We start from the raw sequence: 21,713 nt of genomic DNA, 5'->3' as shown, positions 1-21,713 counted from the left end.
TAATATTCTATGAAATACCAGAAGTATCTCAAATACGCCAAATACCTATTGATCTTTTTCATAATAGTTGTTGGACTCAGCATGTATGGAAAATATAACCTAAAGCGAAGGCATCCTCCCTTTATTCTGGAGAAGCTTGAGTCAATGCAGCAGGATGAATCACTACTGGATTCGATCGGAGGCTATAGATCGTTTGAATATTTTTTTAACAAAAATGATTACCAACTTGGCGATACGCTATCGTATAGAATTGTAATAAAGGGAGGAAGCAGAGATGCTATCTATAAAGGTTTTCAGGCTAAAAATGATAAGGGTGAATGGGAATTAAAAAAAGGAACATTTGTCATAAAGTGAAGTGCTGGCTTCTGGCAATATCCGACGCTACGACATGTTATTAGAAAAGTACTATTGTTGTTTTCAATGATTCTTCTTGATTCTGAAGATCCGCTCCGCGTTACTCCATGCAATTTTTTCACGTTCCGTGTCAGAAATAGCGGCTGAATCGATGAACGCCACCGCCGACGGCGTGGGCTGAAAAGGGTAATCGATCGCCCACATGATCCGGTCGGCACCGATCTTATCAATGCAATACCGAAGTGCCAGCGGGTCTTCAACACCACTGGTCGTAATCGTGATGTTACGTTTAAAATATTCGCTGGGGAGCAATTGGTTTTTGCGTCCCGCCCGGGCACCCGGTGCGCCCATAAAGTCGAGCCGGCCCAGCCAAAAAGGTAACGCTTCACCCATATGACCAATGACTACCTGCAACTTTGGAAAACGATCGAAAACACCGCCAAAGATCAATCGCAAAATATGGGTGCCCGTCTCTATGCCATATCCCCATACAGCTCCCTCAAGACGATACTCCCGAAAAGGCCCAGCCATACCGTCGGATGGAGCCCGCGGGTGAATATACAGCGGCATCCCGAGCGCTTCCGCGGCTTCCAGTATGGGCAAGAACTGCGGATCATCGAGATACGCATTTCCCGTATGGGAGTTGACAATGAAGCCATTTAGTTTCAGCGTCGTGATGGCCCGTTCCATTTCCTTTGCGGCGGCACGTGGATCTTGTGGTGCAAAACTTGCCAGGCCGGCAAAGCGATCAGGGTGACGGCGTATAACTTCACCTAAGCGGTTGTTGGCAAGCTGCGCAAGCTCCATAGCCTGCACCCGCTCAAACATTTGAACGCCGGGCATGACCAACGATAGGATCTGTATGTCAACACCGTTGGCATCCATCGTCGCCAGTCGGGCCGTATCGAAGTCCAGCAATTTTGGCAACATATCTTTTGCTGCGCGGTCGCGGTTAGAGACCTGCATACTGTCCGACGGAGCCTCTGCCGGCGGCGAGGCTGGCACCTCATAGAGCTGTTTCAAAAGAAGGAGATCTAAATTGGGTCCACCCCGTCGAATCACGTTACGTATGGCTTCTACTATCTCAGGGATGGTAAACGCTTCCTCCGTAGCAATTTTTCTCACGTGAAGCCTGGATTCAATACCTGGCGCGGCATGGGGTGAAGAAATACTGCCTGTTACAAATGGCGGCAATGTTGACGCTGCGGCAAAAGCGGACAAATTTCTCAAAACAGATCTGCGCTTCATCGTTCGAATATTTTTGGCCTTAAAAGGATGTAAAAAGGCCAGTAAAACATTACGATTCAATAACCCTTTTGGGTAAGCGTTACTGGGGTCAATAGGAAAGCCTTTCACCTTCCCAACCCGTAGCGCGCAGAAACTGTTCCCAGGTGTAGCTGTTCGGATTTGTTTGACGACTCCATTGCAAATCACGATCCTTGCCAAAATAGCCATATTCAACGGCGTACTCCGCCATTCCCAAAATCTCGCGCACCAATATTTCGTTTGCGCTAAACGCTGGGAAATAATGAATAAAATTTTCCCGTGTGAATGCGGAACGATACACAGCCTTCTTACCCGTAACCCGGGTAAATACATCGACCATCTCCTGCGGTGATAGTATATCGCCAATGACCGGCAAGGCCTTCCCGGCATAATGACCTGGATTCGACAAGATTTCCAACACAGCAGGCCCGGTAGCAGTAAGGGGATCCACAAACGGCGCGCGAAAGTCCTTTGGTAAGTAGATAGGGAACACCAGCGTGTCGCCATCTCGTTGCGGCGGGTAAAACTCCATCAGGTTTGTGTAAAAAAAAGCCATATGGATAAACGAGCTTGTCACCGGAAGCGCGCGAATATATTCTTCGATCCTCGCCTTATCTGTAAAATGCGGCGCGAACTTTTTCCCGGCGGTGATGCCATCTACATTTTCCAAACTACTGAAGATGATGTGTTGCACCCCTGCTTTCACAGCCGCGTCAGCCAATTGTTTACCGAGCGCGAGCTCGTGCGTCTGCGGAGGCGCAATACCGGGTGTCATCATGAAAATCCCATCCGAACCGCGAAAGGCTTCCTCGAAATCTTTTTCATACCCCAGATCGAGGGGTAAATTCACGAGCTCAGCTCCTTGTTTGACCAAATCAAGCGCTTCCGGTGAGTCAACCCGTCGCGTAATCCCACGTACACGATAGCGTCCGCTCCGTAACAACGTATGTGCAGCACTACGCCCCTGCTTGCCCAAAACCCCAACGATCGTGATGAGCGGTTTATCGCTGCCGGCCACCTCCTTTGACTTTACATTCGACGCCATTCCCTCGGTGATTTAAGTGAAAAATTCAACTATAATTATTATAGTTGCAAAACTATCTTTAGCAGGCTACGTTTGCAATAACTATCCAGATCGATAGGCCAAAAAAAACAGGATGAAAACAGAATGTATTGGTGACTATGTTAAGCTGAACGGGAAAGTTTATCCGTGCACAGTCAGCCTCACGATGGATTTGGTTGGCGGCAAATGGAAAGCGGTCATCCTATACCACTTAAAGGATGAAGCAAAAAGATACAACGAGCTCCGCAGGGAAATGCCTTCCGTTACAGAAATGACACTAAGCTTACAGTTAAAGCAGTTGGAGAAAGACGAACTGGTTTCCAGAAAAGTCTACGGCAAGAAGCCGCCCATCAAAGTCATTTATAGTTTAACTGATTTTGGTAAAACGTTCATCCCCGTTTTGGAAGCGATTACAGCCTGGGGCAACCAAGTTGCCCGGGAGCGAGGTGAGTTACAACGCGCGTAAGATTGGCCGAAATACCCCCGATAGATTTCGCAAATAGCCGCCCTGTTTGATCCGCTGATCGGCTATTTTTGAGACTATTAAATCATAAAACATTTTGTATATGAAAACAAAAAAGATTTGGGCCAATTTCAGTGTCCAGGATTTAGACCGAACCACTAAATTCTATAAACAACTCGGATTTAAACACAACGGAGCGTCGGACCAACTGACCAGCTTCTTCTTCAGCGACGAGAATTTTATCATCCATTTCTTTTTGAGGGATATACTGGAACCCGCCATGAAGGGACCGATAATCGATTCAAACGTTGGGAATGAAATTATATTTACCCTGTCTGCTGACAGCAAGGAAGATGTTGATCAATGGGAGAAGGAAGTGCGGCAGGCCGGGGGAACGATAGTTTCCAACCCGGAAGAGTTTGGAGAAGGGTATTATGGTTTTGTGTTTGCCGATCCGGATGGGCATAGGTTTAATGTGTTTCAGATGTAGTGTGTTGGCTCTTGGGGGATGGTGAGGCAGTGTTTGCATCCGTAAAAAAAAATAGACCGCTCATGGGGAGCGGTCTATCAAATATTATTATATAAATAACACTTCAGCCCAGGTAGGTCTTAAGTGTGGTGCTTCTCGAGGCATACCTCAATCGCCTGGTGGCCTTTTCTTTTATCTGCCTGACGCGCTCGCGTGTGAGATTGAATTTGTCCCCGATCTCTTCCAACGTCATTGCGCCAGTTTGATTCAGTCCAAAGTACGATATGATCACGTCGGCTTCCCGCCTCGTCAACGTAGATAACGCGCGCTGAACTTCTTGTTCTAATGAGTCCGTCATTAACTGTCTCTCCGGGTTCGACTCATTGATATCATAAAGAACATCCAGCAAACTGCCGTCCTCACCCTGGGCAAACGGTGCGTCCATCGAGACATGCCGACCGGATACCTTGAGATTGCTAACAACTTCCTCATTTGTCACGCCGATCTCGTCAGCAACCTCTTCTGTTGTTGGCTCTCGCTGAAATTTTTGCTCCAGATCCGAAAACGTTTTTGATATTTTACTTAAGGAGCCAACACGATTCAAGGGCAGTCGAACAATACGCGATTGCTCCGCCAGCGCCTGCATAATGGATTGGCGGATCCACCAAACTGCGTACGAAATAAACTTAAATCCCCGTTTTTCATCAAACCGCTTGGCGGCTTTGATCAGACCAAGATTTCCTTCGTTAATCAGGTCACCCAGTGTAAGCCCGTGGTTCTGATATTGCTTTGCCACGGAAACGACAAAGCGCAGATTCGCTTTGGTCAGCTTCTCCAACGCAACCTCGTCCCCTTGCCTGATCCGTTGAGCAAGCTCTACCTCTTCTTCGGAAGTAATCAAATCCACCTTACCAATCTCCTGTAAATACTTGTCGAGCGACTGGCTTTCACGATTGGTGATCTGTTTACTGATTTTCAGTTGTCTCATGGAATAATCTTTAGTTGAAAGTAGACTTCGAAGGCGAAAAATATCCTATAACACCGCTACAATAGAAAACCGAGCGGGAGAGGTGAATTGGATTGCAGAATATAGTGGCTGAATGAGGAATTACTTCAATATAGACATTATTTTCCATAATTCCATGAAATGAGCCATTTTAAGTTGCGATCACCCCATCGCCAACGCTTTCGCTGCTCCTGCCTATTCTGGCCTGGAGCACCGTCCCATCGCCAAGGAACATCCCATACCCTATTCCTACCGACAGCATCAGGCTGAACTCTCCTGTCGAGCGTCGTTGCGGCAGGCTTATCGCCAGCGTCGCCGCTGCACGTACGCCTGATGGCAGCCATGCCGTGGATGCCATCACCGGCGCATACGTGATATCAAACCAGGACGAAACAACATATTTCTCCTGTTGTTCATCGTAGGCAGCATCCGAGAGGCGGGTGGCGCGCCAGCCCAGCTCGTTGGTGGTGGCGCGGCGTTGCACGGGCAGCAGGTAGTATATACTATCGCCGCCGGCGGACGCGGTAGCACCATGGTAAAAAAGTATTAGTCATTAAAAATCAGGAAAGAAACAGAAAGATAAAACCGTTAAATGTTACCAAACAGGATACTACGTGAAAGTTGCCGCCGCGGCAACCCCTACTTTCAATAGCATGAAACGTTTATACATCTTCTTTGCATTCATGATCAGCTTCGGCTGGATCGCCCCGTTCACGACGTCTGCGCAGCAAAAACTTCCTGCGAAGGAAAAGACGCTCGAGGCGCTGCGTGTCACCAACCGTTATTTTATGGACAAGTGGCCCGACGTCGGCCTGCGTATTGTGCACGAGAAGTCACGCGCCAGCAACATCTGGACCCGCGGCGTGTATTACGAAGGCCTCATGGCCCTCTACAAAATCGACCCGCAGCCCGCCTACCTCGACTACGCCACGCGCTGGGCGGACTTCCATCAATGGAACCTGCGCGACGGCGATACCTATACCCGCAATGCCGACAACCAGTGCGCCGGCCAAACGTACATCGACCTGTACCTGCTTGAGCCCCAACCGGCACGCATCGAAAAGATCAAAGCCTCCCTCGACAGCATGCTGCGCACCGATAAGATCGACGACTGGGATTGGATCGACGCCATCCAAATGGCCATGCCGGTCTTCGCACAGCTCGGCGTGCGCTACAAAGACCCCGCCTACTGGGAGCGCGCCCACGCCATGTATATGTATACCCGAAACCAGCACGGCGACCATGGCCTTTTCAACCCGCAAGATAACCTATGGTGGCGCGATAAAGACTTCGACCCTCCCTACCAGGAGCCCAACGGCCAGGACTGCTATTGGGCGCGCGGCAACGGCTGGGTGCTTGCGGCGCTCGTGCGCGTGCTTACCATCCTGCCGCCGAATGCTCCTCATCGCAAACAATACGAGGATGATCTGAAGGCTATGCTTGCGGCGCTGGCGCTTGTTCAGCGTAGCGATGGTTTTTGGAATGTGAGCCTACACGATCCTGCGCACTTCGGGGGGAAGGAGACTACCGGTACCTCGTTGTTTGTTTATGGTATGGCGTGGGCTGTCAACCACAATCTCGTCGATGAAAAGAAGTACAGACCAATTGTTACGCGCGCGTGGAATGCGTTGCTGCAAGATGCGGTTCGACCGAATGGTTTTCTTGGTTATGTGCAAGGTACCGGTAAGGAACCGAAGGACAGTCAGCCGGTGACGCATGACTCGGTGCCGAACTTCGAGGATTTTGGACTGGGGTGTTTTTTATTGGCGGGGAGTGAGGTGTATCAGATGAAATAATATTACACCGCCAGCGATCACAAAAGACCCGGTATAACATCGGGTCTTTTTCATTTTATACATTCTCATCTGTGCACATTGTGTGCAACTTTCTGCGCAACTTCTGCGCAACAATTACCCATAGCAATACCACCTTCATCGCGTCCGCAAACGGTATAGTGCAGGACAGTTACTATTACTTGTAAGAAGTACCTTTAATATACACGGGTGTTTCAACCCTACCGTGCGCAATCTTTATACCAACAGTAACCTAAACTTACCCGTATGTACCAATCTTTATACCCAAAGAGACGGCGAGACACATTGTTACGGATCGCGCTGCTGGCGCTCGTGCTGGCAATAGCCGCGCCGCACGCGCACGCTGCCGCGCTCCAGCAACGCACCGTCACCGGCCACGTTACTTCGCAAGATGACAATCAACCTTTTCCCGGCGCCAGTGTCGTCGTAAAAGGTACCACGGTCGGCACCGTTACGGATACCAACGGCAACTACTCCATCGAAGTCAACTCGGACGAAGCGATACTCGTTATCAGCGCCATCGGGTACGCCACGCAGGAAGTCGTGGCCGGTAAACATTCCACGATCGATGTTGCCCTCATCACCGACCTTACCTCGCTTTCCGAAGTTGTCGTGGTGGGGTATGGCACGGTGAAAAAGAGCGATGTCACCGGCTCGCTGGCGCGTGTGTCGTCCGACCAGATCATGGCCATGCCGGTACAGAATACGTTGCAATCCCTGCAAGGCCGCGCCGCGGGCATTGACGTGACGGCTACCGGGCGACCCGGCGAATTCGGCGCTATTCGCATCCGCGGCAATCGCTCGCTGCTGGCGACCAATGCGCCCCTATACGTCGTCGACGGAATCCCCATTCAAAACGGAAACGATCCGATCAAGACCGGCGGCAGCATCGACATGATTAACCCCAACGATATCGAGTCGATCGAAGTATTGAAAGATGCCTCGGCATCGGCGATCTATGGATCACGCGCGGCGAACGGCGTGGTGCTCATCACCACCAAGAAAGGCAAGCCCGGTAAAACACAGATTACCTACTCCGGCTCGGTGTATGCCGAAAAGATCAATAACCTCCAGGAGATGTTCAGTGCGCGGGAGTATGCCGACTATCGGCGCAATGCCTACCGCGCCGTGACGGGCGCGAACAATTACACCACTCCGTATCCCAACCCCAAAGATGACAAGCGCATCCTGGGCCAGGACGCCTTTGCCTGGGAAACTATCGCCGCCGGATATACCTGGGAAGACAAAGACGCGCTGATACCCGCGATGCGTCCCACCACCGCCGAAGAACAAGCGAAGTGGGGCGTGGATGAAGTACCGGTATATGATCCCAACAACGTGCGCACAACGCCCTGGACAGACTACGTCGAGCAGACCGGCGTCACGCAAGACCACAACGTGAGCATCAGCATGGCCACGGACAAGATCAAAACCTATTTCTCCGCCGGACTGCTGAATCAGAAAGGCACGAACGTGGGACAGGATTACAAGCGATACTCCACGCGCCTGAACCTGGAGGTGACTGCCACGCCCTGGCTGACGCTGGGCGCCAACCTCGCAGCCACCTACGGCATTCAGAACTACGGAGTCTCTACGGGCGGCTCGCGCGGGGCCAAGACTATTTATGCGTCCGCACAAGGCATGTTGCCTTTTGCCGTGCCTTATGATACCGCCGGCCATTACATCTTCAACCCCGGCGCTAACGCCAACATCGTGAACCCCATCCGCGACGGCGAGCTGGTCATCAACGAACGTACGAGCCTGCGCCTGCTCGGCAGTTTCTTTGCCGAAGCGAAGCTCGTCGAAGGCTTACGCTTCCGCGTAAACTTTGGCCCCGAATTCCGGAACTTCCGCAACGGCGAGTTCCAGGATAAACTTTCATCGATCCGTGGCGGTGGCTCCAACTCGTCCACGCACTTCGCCCGCTACCAGCAAGACCAGCAAGTCTCGTGGACACTGGAGAACCTGCTGTTTTACGACAAAGCCTTCGGCAACCATCGCCTGGGCCTGACGTTGCTGCAGAGCGCTTCGCTGTGGCGTCAGGAAAATTCCGACGTGTCGGCCAACAACATTCCCTACAGCAGCCAGTTGTGGTATAACATCGGCTCGACCGTAACCGCCGCGCCCGCAGGCTTTGGCTCCGGTTACCTGAAACGCACCATGTTCTCGTACATGGCCCGCGTCAACTATACCCTGAAAGATAAATACCTGGTTACGGCCTCGAGCCGCTGGGACGGCGCATCGGCGCTCATGAACGGCGCCAGCCAGTGGGACTTTTTTCCCTCGGTGGCACTCGCCTGGAAAATGACTGAAGAGCCCTTTATGCGCGGCGCCACGTGGATCACCGAGCTGAAGCCGCGCATCGGCTTCGGCGCCACCGGCACCTCGTCCGTAGAGCCCTATACTACGGCCGGCGCGCTGCTGCGTCTCCCCTATGTATTCGGCGCCACGCCCGTGAACGCCTATGTACCGTCTAATCCGAAAGGTGCCGCGGATGAACAGGGTGCCATGCCGCCCAGGGACTTGCGCTGGGAACGATCTACGACCACAAACTTTGCCGTAGACTTCGGCTTCTTCAACGATCGGATCACCGGTTCCATCGACGCCTACGTTACCCGCACCACCGACATCCTCATGCCGCAGACGCTCAATTCCGTATCCGGGTATAAAAGCGTTACGACCAATATCGGTGAAACCGAGAACCGCGGCATCGAGCTGTTGATCAATACTATAAACGTAGACCTTCCGAGCTTCCAGTGGACTACCAACGTTACCTTCGGCCGTAACCGCGGCAAGATCGTCGAGTCGTACAACGGCAAGAACGACGACATCTCCAGACTGTGGTTTATCGGCAAACCTTTGCAAGTACTTTATGACTACAAAAAGATCGGCATCTGGCAGGAGGCCGACGCGGAAGAAATGGCGAAGTTCAACGAGCAGGGCGCCACGTATAAGGCCGGCGACATCCGTGTGCAAGATGTCAATGGCGATTACAAGATCGATCCGAACTACGACCGCCAGATCATCGGCTCCACCAACCCGCTGTGGACCGGCGGCATCACCAACACGTTCACGTATAAGCAATGGGAGCTGTCGGCGTTCTTCTATGCCCGCTGGGGAGCAACGTTTGAAGGCGGCGCCGTCGACATGCAAGGACTTTATGCATCGCGCAGGATCGACTACTGGCGTCCGGACAACCCTACCAACGCTTATCCGCGTGCCGACTTCAGCAACGGCGGGCAGCCCATTCACTACAGCGCCATGAACTACCAGGACGGCTCGTTCGTTAAGCTCCGCTATGTGTCGGTGGCCTATGTTGTTCCTGCCGCAGCCCTGGAACGCCTGCGCCTCAGCAACGTGCGGCTCTACGCGCAAATGTTAAATCCGTACCTGTATGCGCGCACCTCGTTCTACGATCCGGACGTTGCCTCCTCCGTCACTTCCCGCAGCTATGTATTTGGCGTTAACCTGACACTGTAACAAACTATTTAAAGAGGATTACCATGAAGAAGATATTCTATACCACCCTGGTGGCCGGGCTGTTGCTGACATCGTGCTCGGATTTCCTGAAGGAAGAAATGGTGGCCACTGTCACACAACAGCGGTATGATACACCCGAGGGTATCGACGAGCTTGTCAACGGCGGGTACGAGGCCTTGCGGTACCACTTCAACGACGAGTGGTCGTACGTACTGACCAACTATGGCACCGACGAGTTCACCCACGGCCTCTCCTATGCCACCGGCACATTTACCACGCAGGCGTACAACACCTATACCGCCACGCTCGCGCCGACGGAAGGGTATATCGGCTCGTTCTTCGACAACCTATATGCGCAGATCAACGTCTGCAACATCGGTATCAAAAAAATACCCGAAGTATTACCGGCCGGCGACCTGCAGAATACCCGCCTGGGCGAAGTATACTTCCTGCGCGGCTTTGCCTACTATAAGCTGGTCACGCAATTCGGCGGTGTGCCGCGCAAGCTTACGCCGTCGGAAACGCTGACGCTGGAGTATACCCGGGCCACCGACGAGGAGATCTTTGCCGTCGTGATCAGCGACCTGCGCAAAAGCGTCGACCTGCTGCCCACAGCTGTCACCCAAAACGGCCGCATTGCCAGCTATGCCGCGCAGCACTTCCTGGCCAAAGCGTACCTGACACGCGCCAGCGAGCTCTACGCCGGTTTCTCCCCGGAGACCGACCTCGACAGTGCGATCTATTATGCCGAAGAAGTGATCAACAACTCTTCGCGCAAACTGGCCGCGGAGTACAGCGACATCTTTAAGTACACGGCTGTAAACGGTCCGAACGAATCCAACCCGGAGATTATACTGGCCGCGCAGTTTGAGAACACCCAAACCGTGCTCGGCCGTTTTGGCAACCGTACACACATGTTCTTCCTGTCCGACTACCGCACCTATCCCGGCATGACCCGCGACCTGGCGAACGGCCGCGAATTCAACCGTCTGCGTCCCACAGACTATACGTTGGACATCTTCGACCGCAAGAACGACTCGCGTTTTTATAAAAACTTTAAAACTGCTTACCTGGCAGGCTACGAGCCGACCTTGCCCCGGTGGACAGAAACCGACGCCCCCACGCCCGCGCTGGTCGGAAAGCTAAAGTTCAACCTGGGGGATACCTCCATCATTTACATCGCCAACAAAAAAGATGACACGCGGTTTACCCCGGAATACAAGCTTCACACGCCCGCCAGGCTCCTGGTGCGGTATAACAGCGACGGCAAGACCGACTTCGGCAACCAGGTATTCCTGTCGCTCTCAAAATATATAGATCCTTTCCGCGTAAGCTTTAGCGACGACAAGGGCACACGCGACGGCATCCTGGCGCGCCTCTCGGAAACCTACCTCATCGCCGCCGAAGCCTACGGTCGCAAGGGCGACTACACCACGGCCCTGAAGTATATCAACGACCTGCGTACCCGCGCCGCCTACAAAGGCGGCGAAACCCGCAGCAATGTCTACTACCTCGCTGAACAAGTACCCTTCGGAGAAACGGGCGGTACCGCGGAGGATTTGCAAGTAACCGAAGCTTCCTTCACCCCCGGCACGCCGGAAGCTGCACGCGAGCTGTATCCCACCGGCGTCGGCTCGATGGAGGCTATGTTTGTGCACTTCATTTTGAATGAGCGCTCGCGGGAGCTGCTCGGGGAATTCCACCGCTGGGTAGACCTGGCGCGGACGAACACGCTCATTGTGCGCGCGCGCGCGTTTAATATGGATGCGAAGGCTAACATCAGGGATTTTCATATACGGCGGCCTATACCGCAGTCCTACCTCGATACAAACCAGAAAAATGGCAAGCCGCTGACGGCAGATGAGAAGGCTGCGGAGCAGAATGAGGGGTATTGAAACATATCACAGAAAAAGTAGGGTAATTGGTAGGCCCTCGGTAGTTGTATAGTGCCTGGCCATAGCGTCTGGCGAGTCTTAGCCCCGTCTCGGGCGGAGACTCGCCAGGCGCCGACGGCCTCTGACTTGCGCCAGCAACCCGTATCGTTCTCCTTTTTTCGTTAATTACTAAAAATATACCTCACAACCCGGCAGTGCCTTTCTAATGCGCCCCTGCTCCGAGGGACCAAAGCGGTTGTTGACGGCGATCAGCGTCTTTAGTTTTTTCAACTTGCCTATCTCCTTCGGCAGATATTCTAATTTATTGTCAGACAACACCAGCAGCTCCAGCGACGTCAGGGCTGTAATCTCATCCGGCAGGCTGGCCAGCTTATTGTGCGTCAGGATCAACGTCTTTAATTGCCGCAGGCCTTTGACATCCGGCGTTAGCCGCTGTAAATAATTATATTCCAGGTTCAACTGTTCCAGGCTTTTGAAGCGGCCCCAGGCAGGATCGAACTCATTCAGCTGATTATAGCCTAGCTGTAGTTGCTTCAGGTGTTTCAACTCGCGAAGCGTTGCCGGTACGTGGCTTAGCTGGTTGTGTGCCAGCTCCAGGACCTCTAACTCCCGGCACTCCCCGATCGACGCAGGAATCGACGTCAGTGCGTTTAGTGATAAATGCAGGAAGCGCAGGTCTTGTAAGCGTCCGATCTCTTCGGGGATAACGATGATGCTGTTGGCGGCGGCATCGAGCTTTACGAGTTTCGACAGGGAGGCAATGTCCGGGGGGACTGCTCTGAGTTTGTTGTTCCGGATGTTCAGTACTTCCAGGCGTGACAACGCAAAGATGTCTTCATCCCAGGTCTCGAAGTGATTGCGCATGACGTTCAGAAACCGGAGGTTGGTCAACCGCGCAAGATCCGATGGCACCGAGAAGAGTGACTGATCGCGCAGGTTCAATTGGGTGGCCGCGGCGTCTTTGGCAAGCGCATCCTGTACGGCATAATATACCGGCGCTTCCAGCGGGTTGGCATGTTGCGCACGGGCGGTATACATCGTCGCTACCAGGACAGACAGGATCAGGCACTTTTTCATGGCATCGCTTTACAACAGTAAAAGCGCCCGGGCTTTCACCCGGACGCTCTGCCATTGCGTTACACAAACTATTTTAACACTTGAATTTTATACTGGCTTTCGCTTTCGTCGATCTTCACTTTGAGGATGACCATCTGGCTCGCCGGTACCACGGCATGCAGATCATACGTCAGCGTCTGCTCACCGCGCTTGCCCTTGCCGGTAGCGAGTGTGGTCAGCTTGCGGCCCATCAGGTCGAACAACTCCAGGGCGAGGTCTTCGCCACCGGCTAAGCTCAACCGCACGGTGATCATGCCGTGTGACGGGTTCGGGAACACCAGCACGTGGCTGTTGCCAGGTCCTTCCGGCAAACCTGTTACCGGATCCGCTTCTTTCTCCACCACGATATAGTCGGCTTTCGTTATGGGGACGCTGGCGCCTGTGGCGTTGATAGTCACGAGTGTTACGTCATATATACCCGGGGTGGCGTAGGTCACTACGGGCGACGTTTCGATCGAAGTAGCCGGCGTACCACCCTCGAATGTCCACGCCCATGCGGTGGCAGCGTGTGTGCTCAGGTCGGTGAATGTTATACTTTCGCCTGGTTTGATCTTCACGCGGTCTGCCGAGAAGTCGGCTACCGGCGGCTGTGCGCCCAGGTCGGCGTTCAATGCAAAGATCACCGTTGCCGAAGCATCAAACGTCACATCGTTGCCGGTCGCATCGGGTTGTGCGGCGTTGTTGCCGTTCGGGTGTTGTACAGAGAAGAAGCCATACTTGAAGTCGGGCGAGAAGGTCAGGCCCGTAGGCTCCGAACCGGCCGGCATCGACGCGAACAGCGCTACTTTCGGGTTGGACTGCGTGTGGTCGGGACGTACTACCCAGATGTAGTAGTTGTCGCCGTCTTGCAGCACCCACAGGTTGCCTTTGTCGTCGAAGGTCAGGTTGTCGTTACCGCCACCCCAGGCTTCGGTTACTACACCTTCTTTGGTATTGATGTTATAAGAAGTGCCGCCTACGAAAGTTTCGAACTCGCTTACGGTTCCGCCGTCACGGAAGCGGTACACGCGGCCTTTGCCTTTTGACGTGAAGTAGATCTTGCCGTCGATCGGGCCGATCTCCACATCTTCTACCCCATCAAAGTTTGTACCTCCCAGCGAAGATGCCAGGCTGATGGTGTTGTTGCGATCGTCTTTGGTCGCGTTCGGCACTTTCACCCAAACTGCTGTACTACCGGTAGGGTCGTTGTTCGACAGCGGTTGATCGAGCTTCAGTACATACAGTGTACCGGCGGTGAGGTTGCCGGCCACGTCGGCGACGAACTTATACACGCAGTGTGTACCACCGTCTTCGCCGTAATATACCGTCTTGCCGTCGGCGTGTACCACCACGTTTTCGTGGTTCATGCGGCCCAGGGCCCACAGCTTATCTTGTTTGCCGTCGCCATCGTAGTCTTTCACTTTCGAGGTGACCGGGTCGATTTCCACGGCCCATCCTACATCGTTGTAGCCATCGCCGTTTACATCGCCACCGTCGAGGCTTTCCTCGCACGTGATCACGGTACCCCAGGGCGTAATACCACCGGAGCAGTTACGGGTTGTTGTCACCAGGGCGTTGTTATACAGGTCTACGGCTTGCGTCGTATCTACCACCCACAGGCTATTGACCTTGTCGAGGTGCAGGTCAACGATCGAGACACCACCGGGGGTGTTCTCGTGGTTCACGGACAGGTGCCCTAATGCGCTACTGCCGTTGATCGGCACATAAGCAGTAAAGTCGTGGTTGCCCGGTACGGTGCCGCTACCCTTCGTAAACGGGGTGCCTTGCTTGAAGATCAGCTGGAAGCGGTGTTGCTCCGGGATGATCATCTTTGTGGTCTGTCCCGTCGGGTGGATCGACGTGAAGCAGGCAATGTGATCGTCGGTACATTGTACCGGTGGGTTCACGGATGGTGCATCTTTGAGGTACAGGTCAAAGCCCAGGTCGGAGCTGCTGCCGTCGCGGTTATGGATCTCTGCCGCCAGCTGGTTGCGGCCGTTGCGGAAGACGGTCTTCGGCAACCGAAAGGTATAATAGGTAGTCTCTGCAGCACCGTCTACGATCGTAGACGAGAATGTCTGCGCGTTGATCGCGCCTTCGGGCATGTTGTCACGGATCACTTCCACGCCGTTGATGTATACCAGTGCTCCGTCGTCGCGGCGCATGCCGATCTCGACCTCGTCGGCAAGGGTCGAGGTATCGACCATGATATCGCGGCGGAAGTAGGTCGTGATATACTTGTTACCGCCGTCGGGACCGTAGGAGATGGTCGTTTTCACGGGGTCGCCATAGCCGAGGGCGCCCTGACCGATGGCCCATGCGCGGTCGTCGGTATACGTGGTGTCTTTCCAGGCTACAGCGTCCAGGCTGATACCGTTGTCCAGGTAGCGCCAGAGTGACTCCTTCACCAGGGGATACGTTGCTGTCGGTAGCGGCGGTTCGGTAAAGCCTACCGCCAGGTCAAAGCTCAGGTCCGAGCTGCTGGCCGAAGCCTGGTGCAGCGCTACGGCGATCACGTTCGTGCCGTTGCGCAGCAGGTTCTTTGTCTTATAGCGATAGTATGCGCGCTCGTCGGCATCGTTCACCGTCGCCGAGGCGAATGTGTTGTAGGCCACGGGGCCTTCCGGCATGTTGGTGCGGAAAGCTTCGGTGCCGTTCACATATACAATCGCGCCGTCGTCGCGCAGCACATCGAAGAGCAGAGAGTCGTACTCCGTGCGATCTTTTACTTCGAAGATATGACGCAGGTAGTACGTCGTACGTTTGTTCTGCGCGTCGCTACCAAAGTTCAACGTTGTGCTTTCGTTGCCGTCGCCGTAGCCAAGGATGGCATTGCCATAGTGCCAGGCAGCGTCGTTGTAGTCCAGCGACTTCCAGTCGGCGCTTGTCAGGTCCGCGCCGCTGTCGTCATATTTCCACGAGGCGCTTTTAGCCACCGGGAATGTACCGTTGTAATAACGATCGGGAATGACGTAGGTCACGATCAGGCGCGGCGCGTTGGCCGGGTTGTTCTCATACGCCTGCGCTACACGCTTGTCGGTGTTCGCCGTATAGCCTTTGATGGCGCGGGCGGCCGGGTCGATCAGGGTAAACAGTACCGAGTTGCCTTCTTTCCAGTTTGGGCGGCTGACGATCTCGTTCAACAGCTCCGCCAGATCGGGGGTGCGTTGGCCTGCTCCCGCGTCGCCGACGTTGGCAAATGGACCGGGCTGCCAGACGATCGTGTCACCGAGGAATTGGATGCGGTGATAGACATCGAAGTCGAAACTGCTCATCTCGTTCGGGCTGTCGGTATCTTCGATGCCGATCAAAATATTCGGCTGGCCGGTTGTGTTCACTTCGTCCACCACGAACTGCAGGTAGGCGTGCTCGATCACCGATCCTTGCGGGATGTTGATACCGTTGAAGCGGACGCCGATCAGCTGATCGCTCGCAGCATCTTTGGTAAACTCGATGTCGCTGCTGGTGAGGTTCATTTTACCCGAAGCAATGTCCTGCTCGGCATCGTCGTTACCGGTATTTACCTGGTACTCTGCCGACACCGGTGCCGCAGCGCCTACTTTCCAGGCCAGATGGTAGATCTCCTCCTGTAATGTCACCGACGCAAACTCCACTTCCTTGCCGTTGAAGGTGCCCTCGGCAGCGATGGTCGGCTTTGCGGCCATGTCACCTTGCAGAAGCAGGAACTTCGTGGCTTTCGCAGCGATCGTGTTGGGGTTTGCAACAAGTTTGCTCAGGTCGATCTTCACCGTGGCACGCGTCAGGTTCAGCGGCCTTACTTGCCAGCCGCCTTTCAGGTATACCGTGTCCGTTGTATTGGGCACCGGAATGATCTGGTTGTTGGCTTCGCGGCCCGCCACCAGGTTGCTATAGTAGTCGGTCACACGGTCTTTCAGCAATAGACCATTGATGTCGGCATTCTTCAGGCTCCAGCTCGCCGATACAGCTTCGTTATACGGCGCGGTGAACGTTCCTACCGGGGTAGTGGCCGGAACCAGGGAAGCCTTTGCGTATGGTATTGAACCGCCTTGCGAACCGGTGTTGATGATGTTCTGACCGGTTGCCTGATCGAAGCTAAAGTGGTACACCAGGTTGTTCTCGCCTGGCGGCAAGGTCTGGTGCATTTGCCGGCGGATCTCCGCTTGTGTCTTCGCTTTATTCCAAATGCGGAACTCGTCGATCGTTACCAGGCTTTCGCTGTTGTTGAACAGGTTCGTCGCAAACGCCATATTATAGGCATTGGGTTGGAACGTACCGGTGGCAACGCTGTCGATCAGCTCACCGTTGATATAGAACCGGAAGTATTTGTTCGGTGTCACAGTCACGGCGGCGTGGTTCCACTCGCCGACGTTCCAGGGTGTGGTCGAGCTGATGGTATTCCAGCCGCCATTCTGACCTTTACCGAGGATCGTCTGCAGCGCATTGTTGCCGCGGAACTCAAATTCAAAACCGGCAAAGTAGCTGTCGCGGCTGCTGCTGAAGCCGATCAGTTTGCCGTACTCGGCAGGATCAGCGTTCAGCTTCGCCCATACCTCGATCGTGAACTCACCCGACAGAGCGTTGTTGACATCCGCATACGGAATCGACACATTGTGACCGGCGGCCAGGTCCAGGGCACCGCCCTGCTTGCCAATGATGCCGTCCATGTCGGTTTCATATCCCAGGTAATACACACCAAAGTCCAGGGCCAGGTCTGTAAACTCGACCAGGTTGCCCGTGCGTTCACCGGTTGCGACAATCTCGTGTTTGCCTTCCGGATCACCTTGTATCAGGTAGAACGATTTTGCCAGCGCCGTCACCGAGTCAGGACGGTGAAAGACAGCCGCCAGGTCGATCAATGCCGTAGCGCGCTCGATGTTCTGCGCGTTGAGCAACCAACCGCCTTTTACATAGTAGTGGTTTGCGTCGCTACCGATGGTGGCCAGGCCATTGTTACGGTCTCTGCCGACGACCACGTTGTCTGCCGGGCTCTTGATGGCATCCTTCAGGTACAGACCGTTCGTGGTTGTATTCTGACGGCTCCAGTTGCCCGTGATGTATTTACTGTATAGCGGTGCTATGTCGGTTACGACCGGGCTGGTCGCATCGACGATGTTCGCCTTCGTATAGGCAATGCTGTCTTTCTTTACACCGCGGTTGATCAGGTAGCCTTTGTCGACCTGATCGGCGGTGTAGTTATAGATCAGCGAAGGATCTTCGTCCGATACGCTCAGGTGCATCTGCTCCCGGATCTCGGCTTCGGTCTTCACGCGGTTCCACACGCGGACTTCGTCCATCATGGACACGGCCTCGCTCTTATAGTTGACACTATGCGAGAGGCCGAAGTTCCAGTTTGTGTTGGTTGCAAACGTATTGAACGCTTTTGTACCGACCAGCACGCCGTTGACGTACATCCTGGCGGTCTTACCGCCCGGCGACACGGTCACAGCAAGATGGTTCCACTCGTCGAGGTTCAGGGGCGTACCGGTATCGATCTTGTTCCAGTCGGCGGTATTTGTACCGAAAGAAGCCGAAACAATTTTATTGCTGTTATATTCGATCACCATGCCGGAGGTGTTGTTATTGATCCGGCCGTGGTTGGAGACCAGCGGCACGTTGCCCCCGGCGGCAGGTGCCTTCCCGACACGCACCCACAGCTCGAGTGTAAACTCGCCGGCAAACACCGGGTTGATGTCTGCAAACGGGATCTGGGCCGAGTGGCCGCCGAGGAACGACACGTTCCCTCCACGGTCGAACAGCGCGGTGGTGTCGGCTTTCCAACCCAGGTAATATACACCTTCTTCCAGCACGGTGTTCCGGAATGTCACTGTGCGGCCGTCAAAGCTGCCTTCGTTCACAACGGAGAACGCCCCCGCTTCATCTTTCTGCATCCAGAAATATTCGCGGGCAATACGACGGATCGAGTCCGCCTTCAACAGGCTCTCGTCCAGGTCGATTGTAAAATTGCCAAACGGATAGTTCTGCGGTTCAAGCTGCCAGCCGCCGGCCAGGTAGTACGTCTGGCTTTCTTTTGCTGTCGGCAGCATGCCCGTATCAACTTGTTTACCCACTACCAGGTTGCTGGTATAGGACGTGATCGGCTCGGTCAGCGCAAAGCCTCCGTTGGACTTGAGCACGCCTTTGCTCCAATAACCCGTAACCGACTGCCGGTAGTCCGGCGCCAGCTCGGCGACAGGCGATGTGCCCGCCGTCAACGATGAGCCCACCAGCGGAAGTGTATACGCAATGTTCCCTTTGCTCGCGACGGTAGTGCCCGTTGCCTCCGAGAAGTCATAGTAAATTTCAAGTCCTTGTTCTTTTCCCGTCAGGGTGTGAAACATGTATTTGCGAATGCTGTCTTGCGGCAGGGCGCGGCTCCAGATGCGGAACTCGTCCAGCTCGGACTGTGTGCCGCCGCCGGTATACGACGGGCTGTGGCCGATGCCCAGACCCTTGGGGTTGGGCGTATACGGCGACGTTACTTCGCCAGCCTTTTCGCCGTTGACATAGTAGGTCCATTTGCCGCCGGCATACGACAGTGCGATGTGGTTCCATTCGCCGATGTTCCAGGCAGCGCCTTTGTCTTGCAGGCCTGTCTGCCAGCCGCCGGTGTTGTTCCCCAGTGTGACGTTGAGCTTGTTCGAGCTGGGATATTCAAAGCCGATGCCGGTTGTATTGTTGTTGGGCAGGCGGCCATTGCTCGCGACGATCTTGGTGTTGTCGCCCGGGTCGGCATTCAGCTTGCCCCAGAACTCCAGTGTAAAGTCGCCCTTCATGGCGGCGCCAATAACTTCTTCCGGTAATGTAGTGGTCGAAGAACCGCCGAGCTTTATCACGTTGCCCCGGGTACTGACAAAATCCGCCAGATCTTTTACGGTGTTGTCGGATACCAGCTTACCATACACGCTCACCTCATCGAGTAAACCGATAAAGTGACGGTTGTTTGCATCATTGCCCAGCATCCACGCGGCGGCCGATGCTACAGACGGATCGACGTTGGACCATTGCTGGACCAACTGACCATTGTAATAAAGCGACAGCTGGCGTTTTACGTTATCGTATTGCCACAGCATGTGTGCCCAGCGATTGACCAGCAACTTTTGCGTGCCGGTATATTGTTTCTTTGATGACAGGTCGGTGTACTGGGGATAACCATCTTTATCAAAGCCCAACGTCACACCGGTGTTGCCGCCGGTGGAGATCAGTGTCGATCCAGTGGTGCCAAACTGCGATGGGTTCACCCAATACCCTACGGTAAACGGACGGTCGTGCAGATCGAGCACGCTCGTGTGTGTCAGTTGTAACGACGAACCCCCGCTGAATTGCAGCGCCCGGCCGGCGACTCCATTTTTATCCGTGCCGTACGAAATGCCGGTGCCCTGTACGTTGTGATCATAGGTTGAAGAATCTTTCAGCACGCCGGCAAAGCTCAGGAACAGCTTGCGGGTGTCGGCATCCACACTCTTTAACATGTCGGCGTGAATGACGCTGGTGAAATACGGCTGCCCTAGCACGTTTACATACTCGATCTTCATGCGACGGTCGTTTGCTTCGCCATACACATTGACACGCAGGTATGTTTGTTTAACACCGCGCAGAATGCGGTCACTCGTGTAATCAATGGTATGCTGACCGTTACCGATGTCGGAGTTCAGGTTGCCGGAGATCATGTCGAACAGCGGATATTTTACATCGCCGTAGCGACCGTAAAATTCCTGCTCGTGAATGTCCGCGCTGAAACACAATACACCGTCGATATTCTTCTCTTGAATATACGCGATGAGTTCGGTGGCTTGTTGGGTGACGGAGAAGTTCCGACCGCCCCAATGCTTTGCAAAAGACGGGGTACCGTTGATCAGTACTTTAAAGGTGGCCTTTGAATTCAGCAGTGCTTGTTTCAGCCATGCCAGCTGTTCGGGGCCGAGGTGCTGCCCGACGCCGTCGCGGTAGCTGCGGTTATCGAGCAGGAAGTACTCGACGTCTTTATATACATACGACGAAAAAAGTCCCTGCCCTTCTTTGGTACGTCCATAGTGCGGGTTGGGCCACCAGTCCATAAAGATCTCTTTCATCTCGCCCAGTGTGGGCAAGGTCTTATTGAATTCGTTGGGGCCAGTATCGTGGTTGTCGGTAATGGCCAGCTGCGGCATGGCGCGCGTCAGCGAGTCGTGGAAGGTACGGTAGAATGCATACCGTGCAAAGGCCATATCTTTATTGGCCCAGTCGTCGATGCCGTCGGGACATTGCCCCATGGCGTGCTGTAAGCCCAGCAGGTACGTTGCGTCGCCTGTCCAGATCATCAGGTCACTTCCTTCGCCCGCCATGCGGTTATACATCGCCGGATCGCCGTTGACGTGTGTCTGTGCTTCCGGCCGGTCTATGCAGCGGCGCAGGTCATAGATCCGTCCGCAACCACCGGTCAGGAACTCGAAGTCGGAGAGCTGCTCGGAGGTGTTGCGGATGGTCGCTGTTCGACCCTTCGCGCGCGTCCCGTTGCGCTTGATCACCGCGGTGTACGTGGCGCCCTGCGTCAGCTTCGGATACACAAACGACCGGAGGTTATACCCCAACCGGTCATCGCTGTTATATACTGTTCCCTCCAACGGGGCCCCCGGGGCCGTTCCGGTCACTTCCAGCGTAATGGCGTCGCCTACGCCCGTGTTCGATTTGGTGACTACCCAAACTCGCACAGAGTCGTGGTAGACCGGACTGAACATCGGGCCGAAGACGATGGAGTCGCCTGGCAGCACCTGACCCATCGCCGTCATGGAGGTCATCCATGCAAACAGCAACAGGGTCCAGATCATCATTCTTTTCATACTTGGGGAG

At 54.3% G+C, this 21,713-nt stretch carries 12 protein-coding genes; 6 read left to right on the top strand and 6 right to left on the bottom strand.

Going from position 1 to position 21,713, the window contains the following annotated elements:
- The first annotated feature begins 9 nt into the window (after positions 1-9).
- A complete protein-coding gene (locus KK062_RS24400; protein WP_254086989.1) occupies positions 10-354 on the top strand; it encodes a hypothetical protein in 345 nt (114 codons plus the stop codon).
- Positions 355-417: 63 nt separating this feature from the next.
- On the opposite strand, the gene KK062_RS24395 is transcribed toward KK062_RS24400, so the two are convergent.
- Together KK062_RS24395 and KK062_RS24390 are read right to left on the bottom strand one after the other, a co-directional pair.
- A complete protein-coding gene (locus tag KK062_RS24395) occupies positions 418-1,662 on the bottom strand; it encodes an amidohydrolase family protein (protein ID WP_254086988.1) in 1,245 nt (414 codons plus the stop codon).
- A gap of 28 nt (positions 1,663-1,690) precedes the next feature.
- Positions 1,691-2,638 carry an NmrA/HSCARG family protein gene (locus KK062_RS24390; RefSeq protein ID WP_254086987.1) on the bottom strand — a complete coding sequence of 316 codons (948 nt, stop codon included), beginning with the start codon at positions 2,636-2,638 and terminating at the stop codon, positions 1,691-1,693.
- Positions 2,639-2,777: 139 nt separating this feature from the next.
- Between KK062_RS24390 and KK062_RS24385 the strand changes: the two genes are divergently transcribed.
- Both KK062_RS24385 and KK062_RS24380 read left to right on the top strand, forming a co-directional pair.
- Positions 2,778-3,149 (top strand): winged helix-turn-helix transcriptional regulator, encoded by a 372-nt coding sequence (locus tag KK062_RS24385; protein WP_254086986.1) that lies wholly within the window; start codon positions 2,778-2,780, stop codon positions 3,147-3,149.
- Positions 3,150-3,249: 100 nt separating this feature from the next.
- Positions 3,250-3,636: a VOC family protein gene (locus KK062_RS24380; RefSeq protein ID WP_254086985.1), complete on the top strand. Its 387-nt coding sequence runs from the start codon at positions 3,250-3,252 to the stop codon at positions 3,634-3,636.
- Between the two features lie 103 nt (positions 3,637-3,739).
- On the opposite strand, the gene KK062_RS24375 is transcribed toward KK062_RS24380, so the two are convergent.
- Both KK062_RS24375 and KK062_RS24370 read right to left on the bottom strand, forming a co-directional pair.
- Positions 3,740-4,603 carry a sigma-70 family RNA polymerase sigma factor gene (locus KK062_RS24375; RefSeq protein WP_254086984.1) on the bottom strand — a complete coding sequence of 288 codons (864 nt, stop codon included), beginning with the start codon at positions 4,601-4,603 and terminating at the stop codon, positions 3,740-3,742.
- A 169-nt stretch (positions 4,604-4,772) separates the two neighbouring features.
- Positions 4,773-5,105 carry a hypothetical protein gene (locus KK062_RS24370; RefSeq protein ID WP_254086983.1) on the bottom strand — a complete coding sequence of 111 codons (333 nt, stop codon included), beginning with the start codon at positions 5,103-5,105 and terminating at the stop codon, positions 4,773-4,775.
- A 169-nt stretch (positions 5,106-5,274) separates the two neighbouring features.
- Between KK062_RS24370 and KK062_RS24365 the strand changes: the two genes are divergently transcribed.
- The 3 genes from KK062_RS24365 (at position 5,275) to KK062_RS24355 (ending at position 11,810) form a co-directional block, all read left to right on the top strand.
- Complete coding sequence (locus KK062_RS24365; RefSeq protein ID WP_438836531.1) at positions 5,275-6,417, top strand: glycoside hydrolase family 88/105 protein; 1,143 nt, start codon at positions 5,275-5,277, stop codon at positions 6,415-6,417.
- A gap of 264 nt (positions 6,418-6,681) precedes the next feature.
- Positions 6,682-9,915, top strand: a complete 3,234-nt coding sequence (locus KK062_RS24360; protein ID WP_254086982.1) for a SusC/RagA family TonB-linked outer membrane protein — start codon at positions 6,682-6,684, stop codon at positions 9,913-9,915.
- Between the two features lie 23 nt (positions 9,916-9,938).
- The gene (locus KK062_RS24355; RefSeq protein WP_254086981.1) at positions 9,939-11,810 is read left to right on the top strand and encodes a RagB/SusD family nutrient uptake outer membrane protein; all 1,872 of its coding nucleotides are present in this window, start codon (positions 9,939-9,941) and stop codon (positions 11,808-11,810) included.
- A gap of 168 nt (positions 11,811-11,978) precedes the next feature.
- Here KK062_RS24355 and KK062_RS24350 read toward each other — a convergent pair whose 3' ends face one another.
- Together KK062_RS24350 and KK062_RS24345 are read right to left on the bottom strand one after the other, a co-directional pair.
- Positions 11,979-12,887: a leucine-rich repeat domain-containing protein gene (locus KK062_RS24350; protein WP_254086980.1), complete on the bottom strand. Its 909-nt coding sequence runs from the start codon at positions 12,885-12,887 to the stop codon at positions 11,979-11,981.
- A gap of 68 nt (positions 12,888-12,955) precedes the next feature.
- A complete protein-coding gene (locus KK062_RS24345) occupies positions 12,956-21,703 on the bottom strand; it encodes a LamG-like jellyroll fold domain-containing protein (protein WP_254086979.1) in 8,748 nt (2,915 codons plus the stop codon).
- Positions 21,704-21,713: the final 10 nt, after the last annotated feature.

The sequence above is a fragment of the Dawidia cretensis genome, assembly GCF_018598175.1.
Classification (GTDB): Bacteria; Bacteroidota; Bacteroidia; order Cytophagales; family Cyclobacteriaceae; genus Ohtaekwangia; species Ohtaekwangia cretensis.
This window is presented reverse-complemented; position numbering and strand designations above follow the sequence as displayed.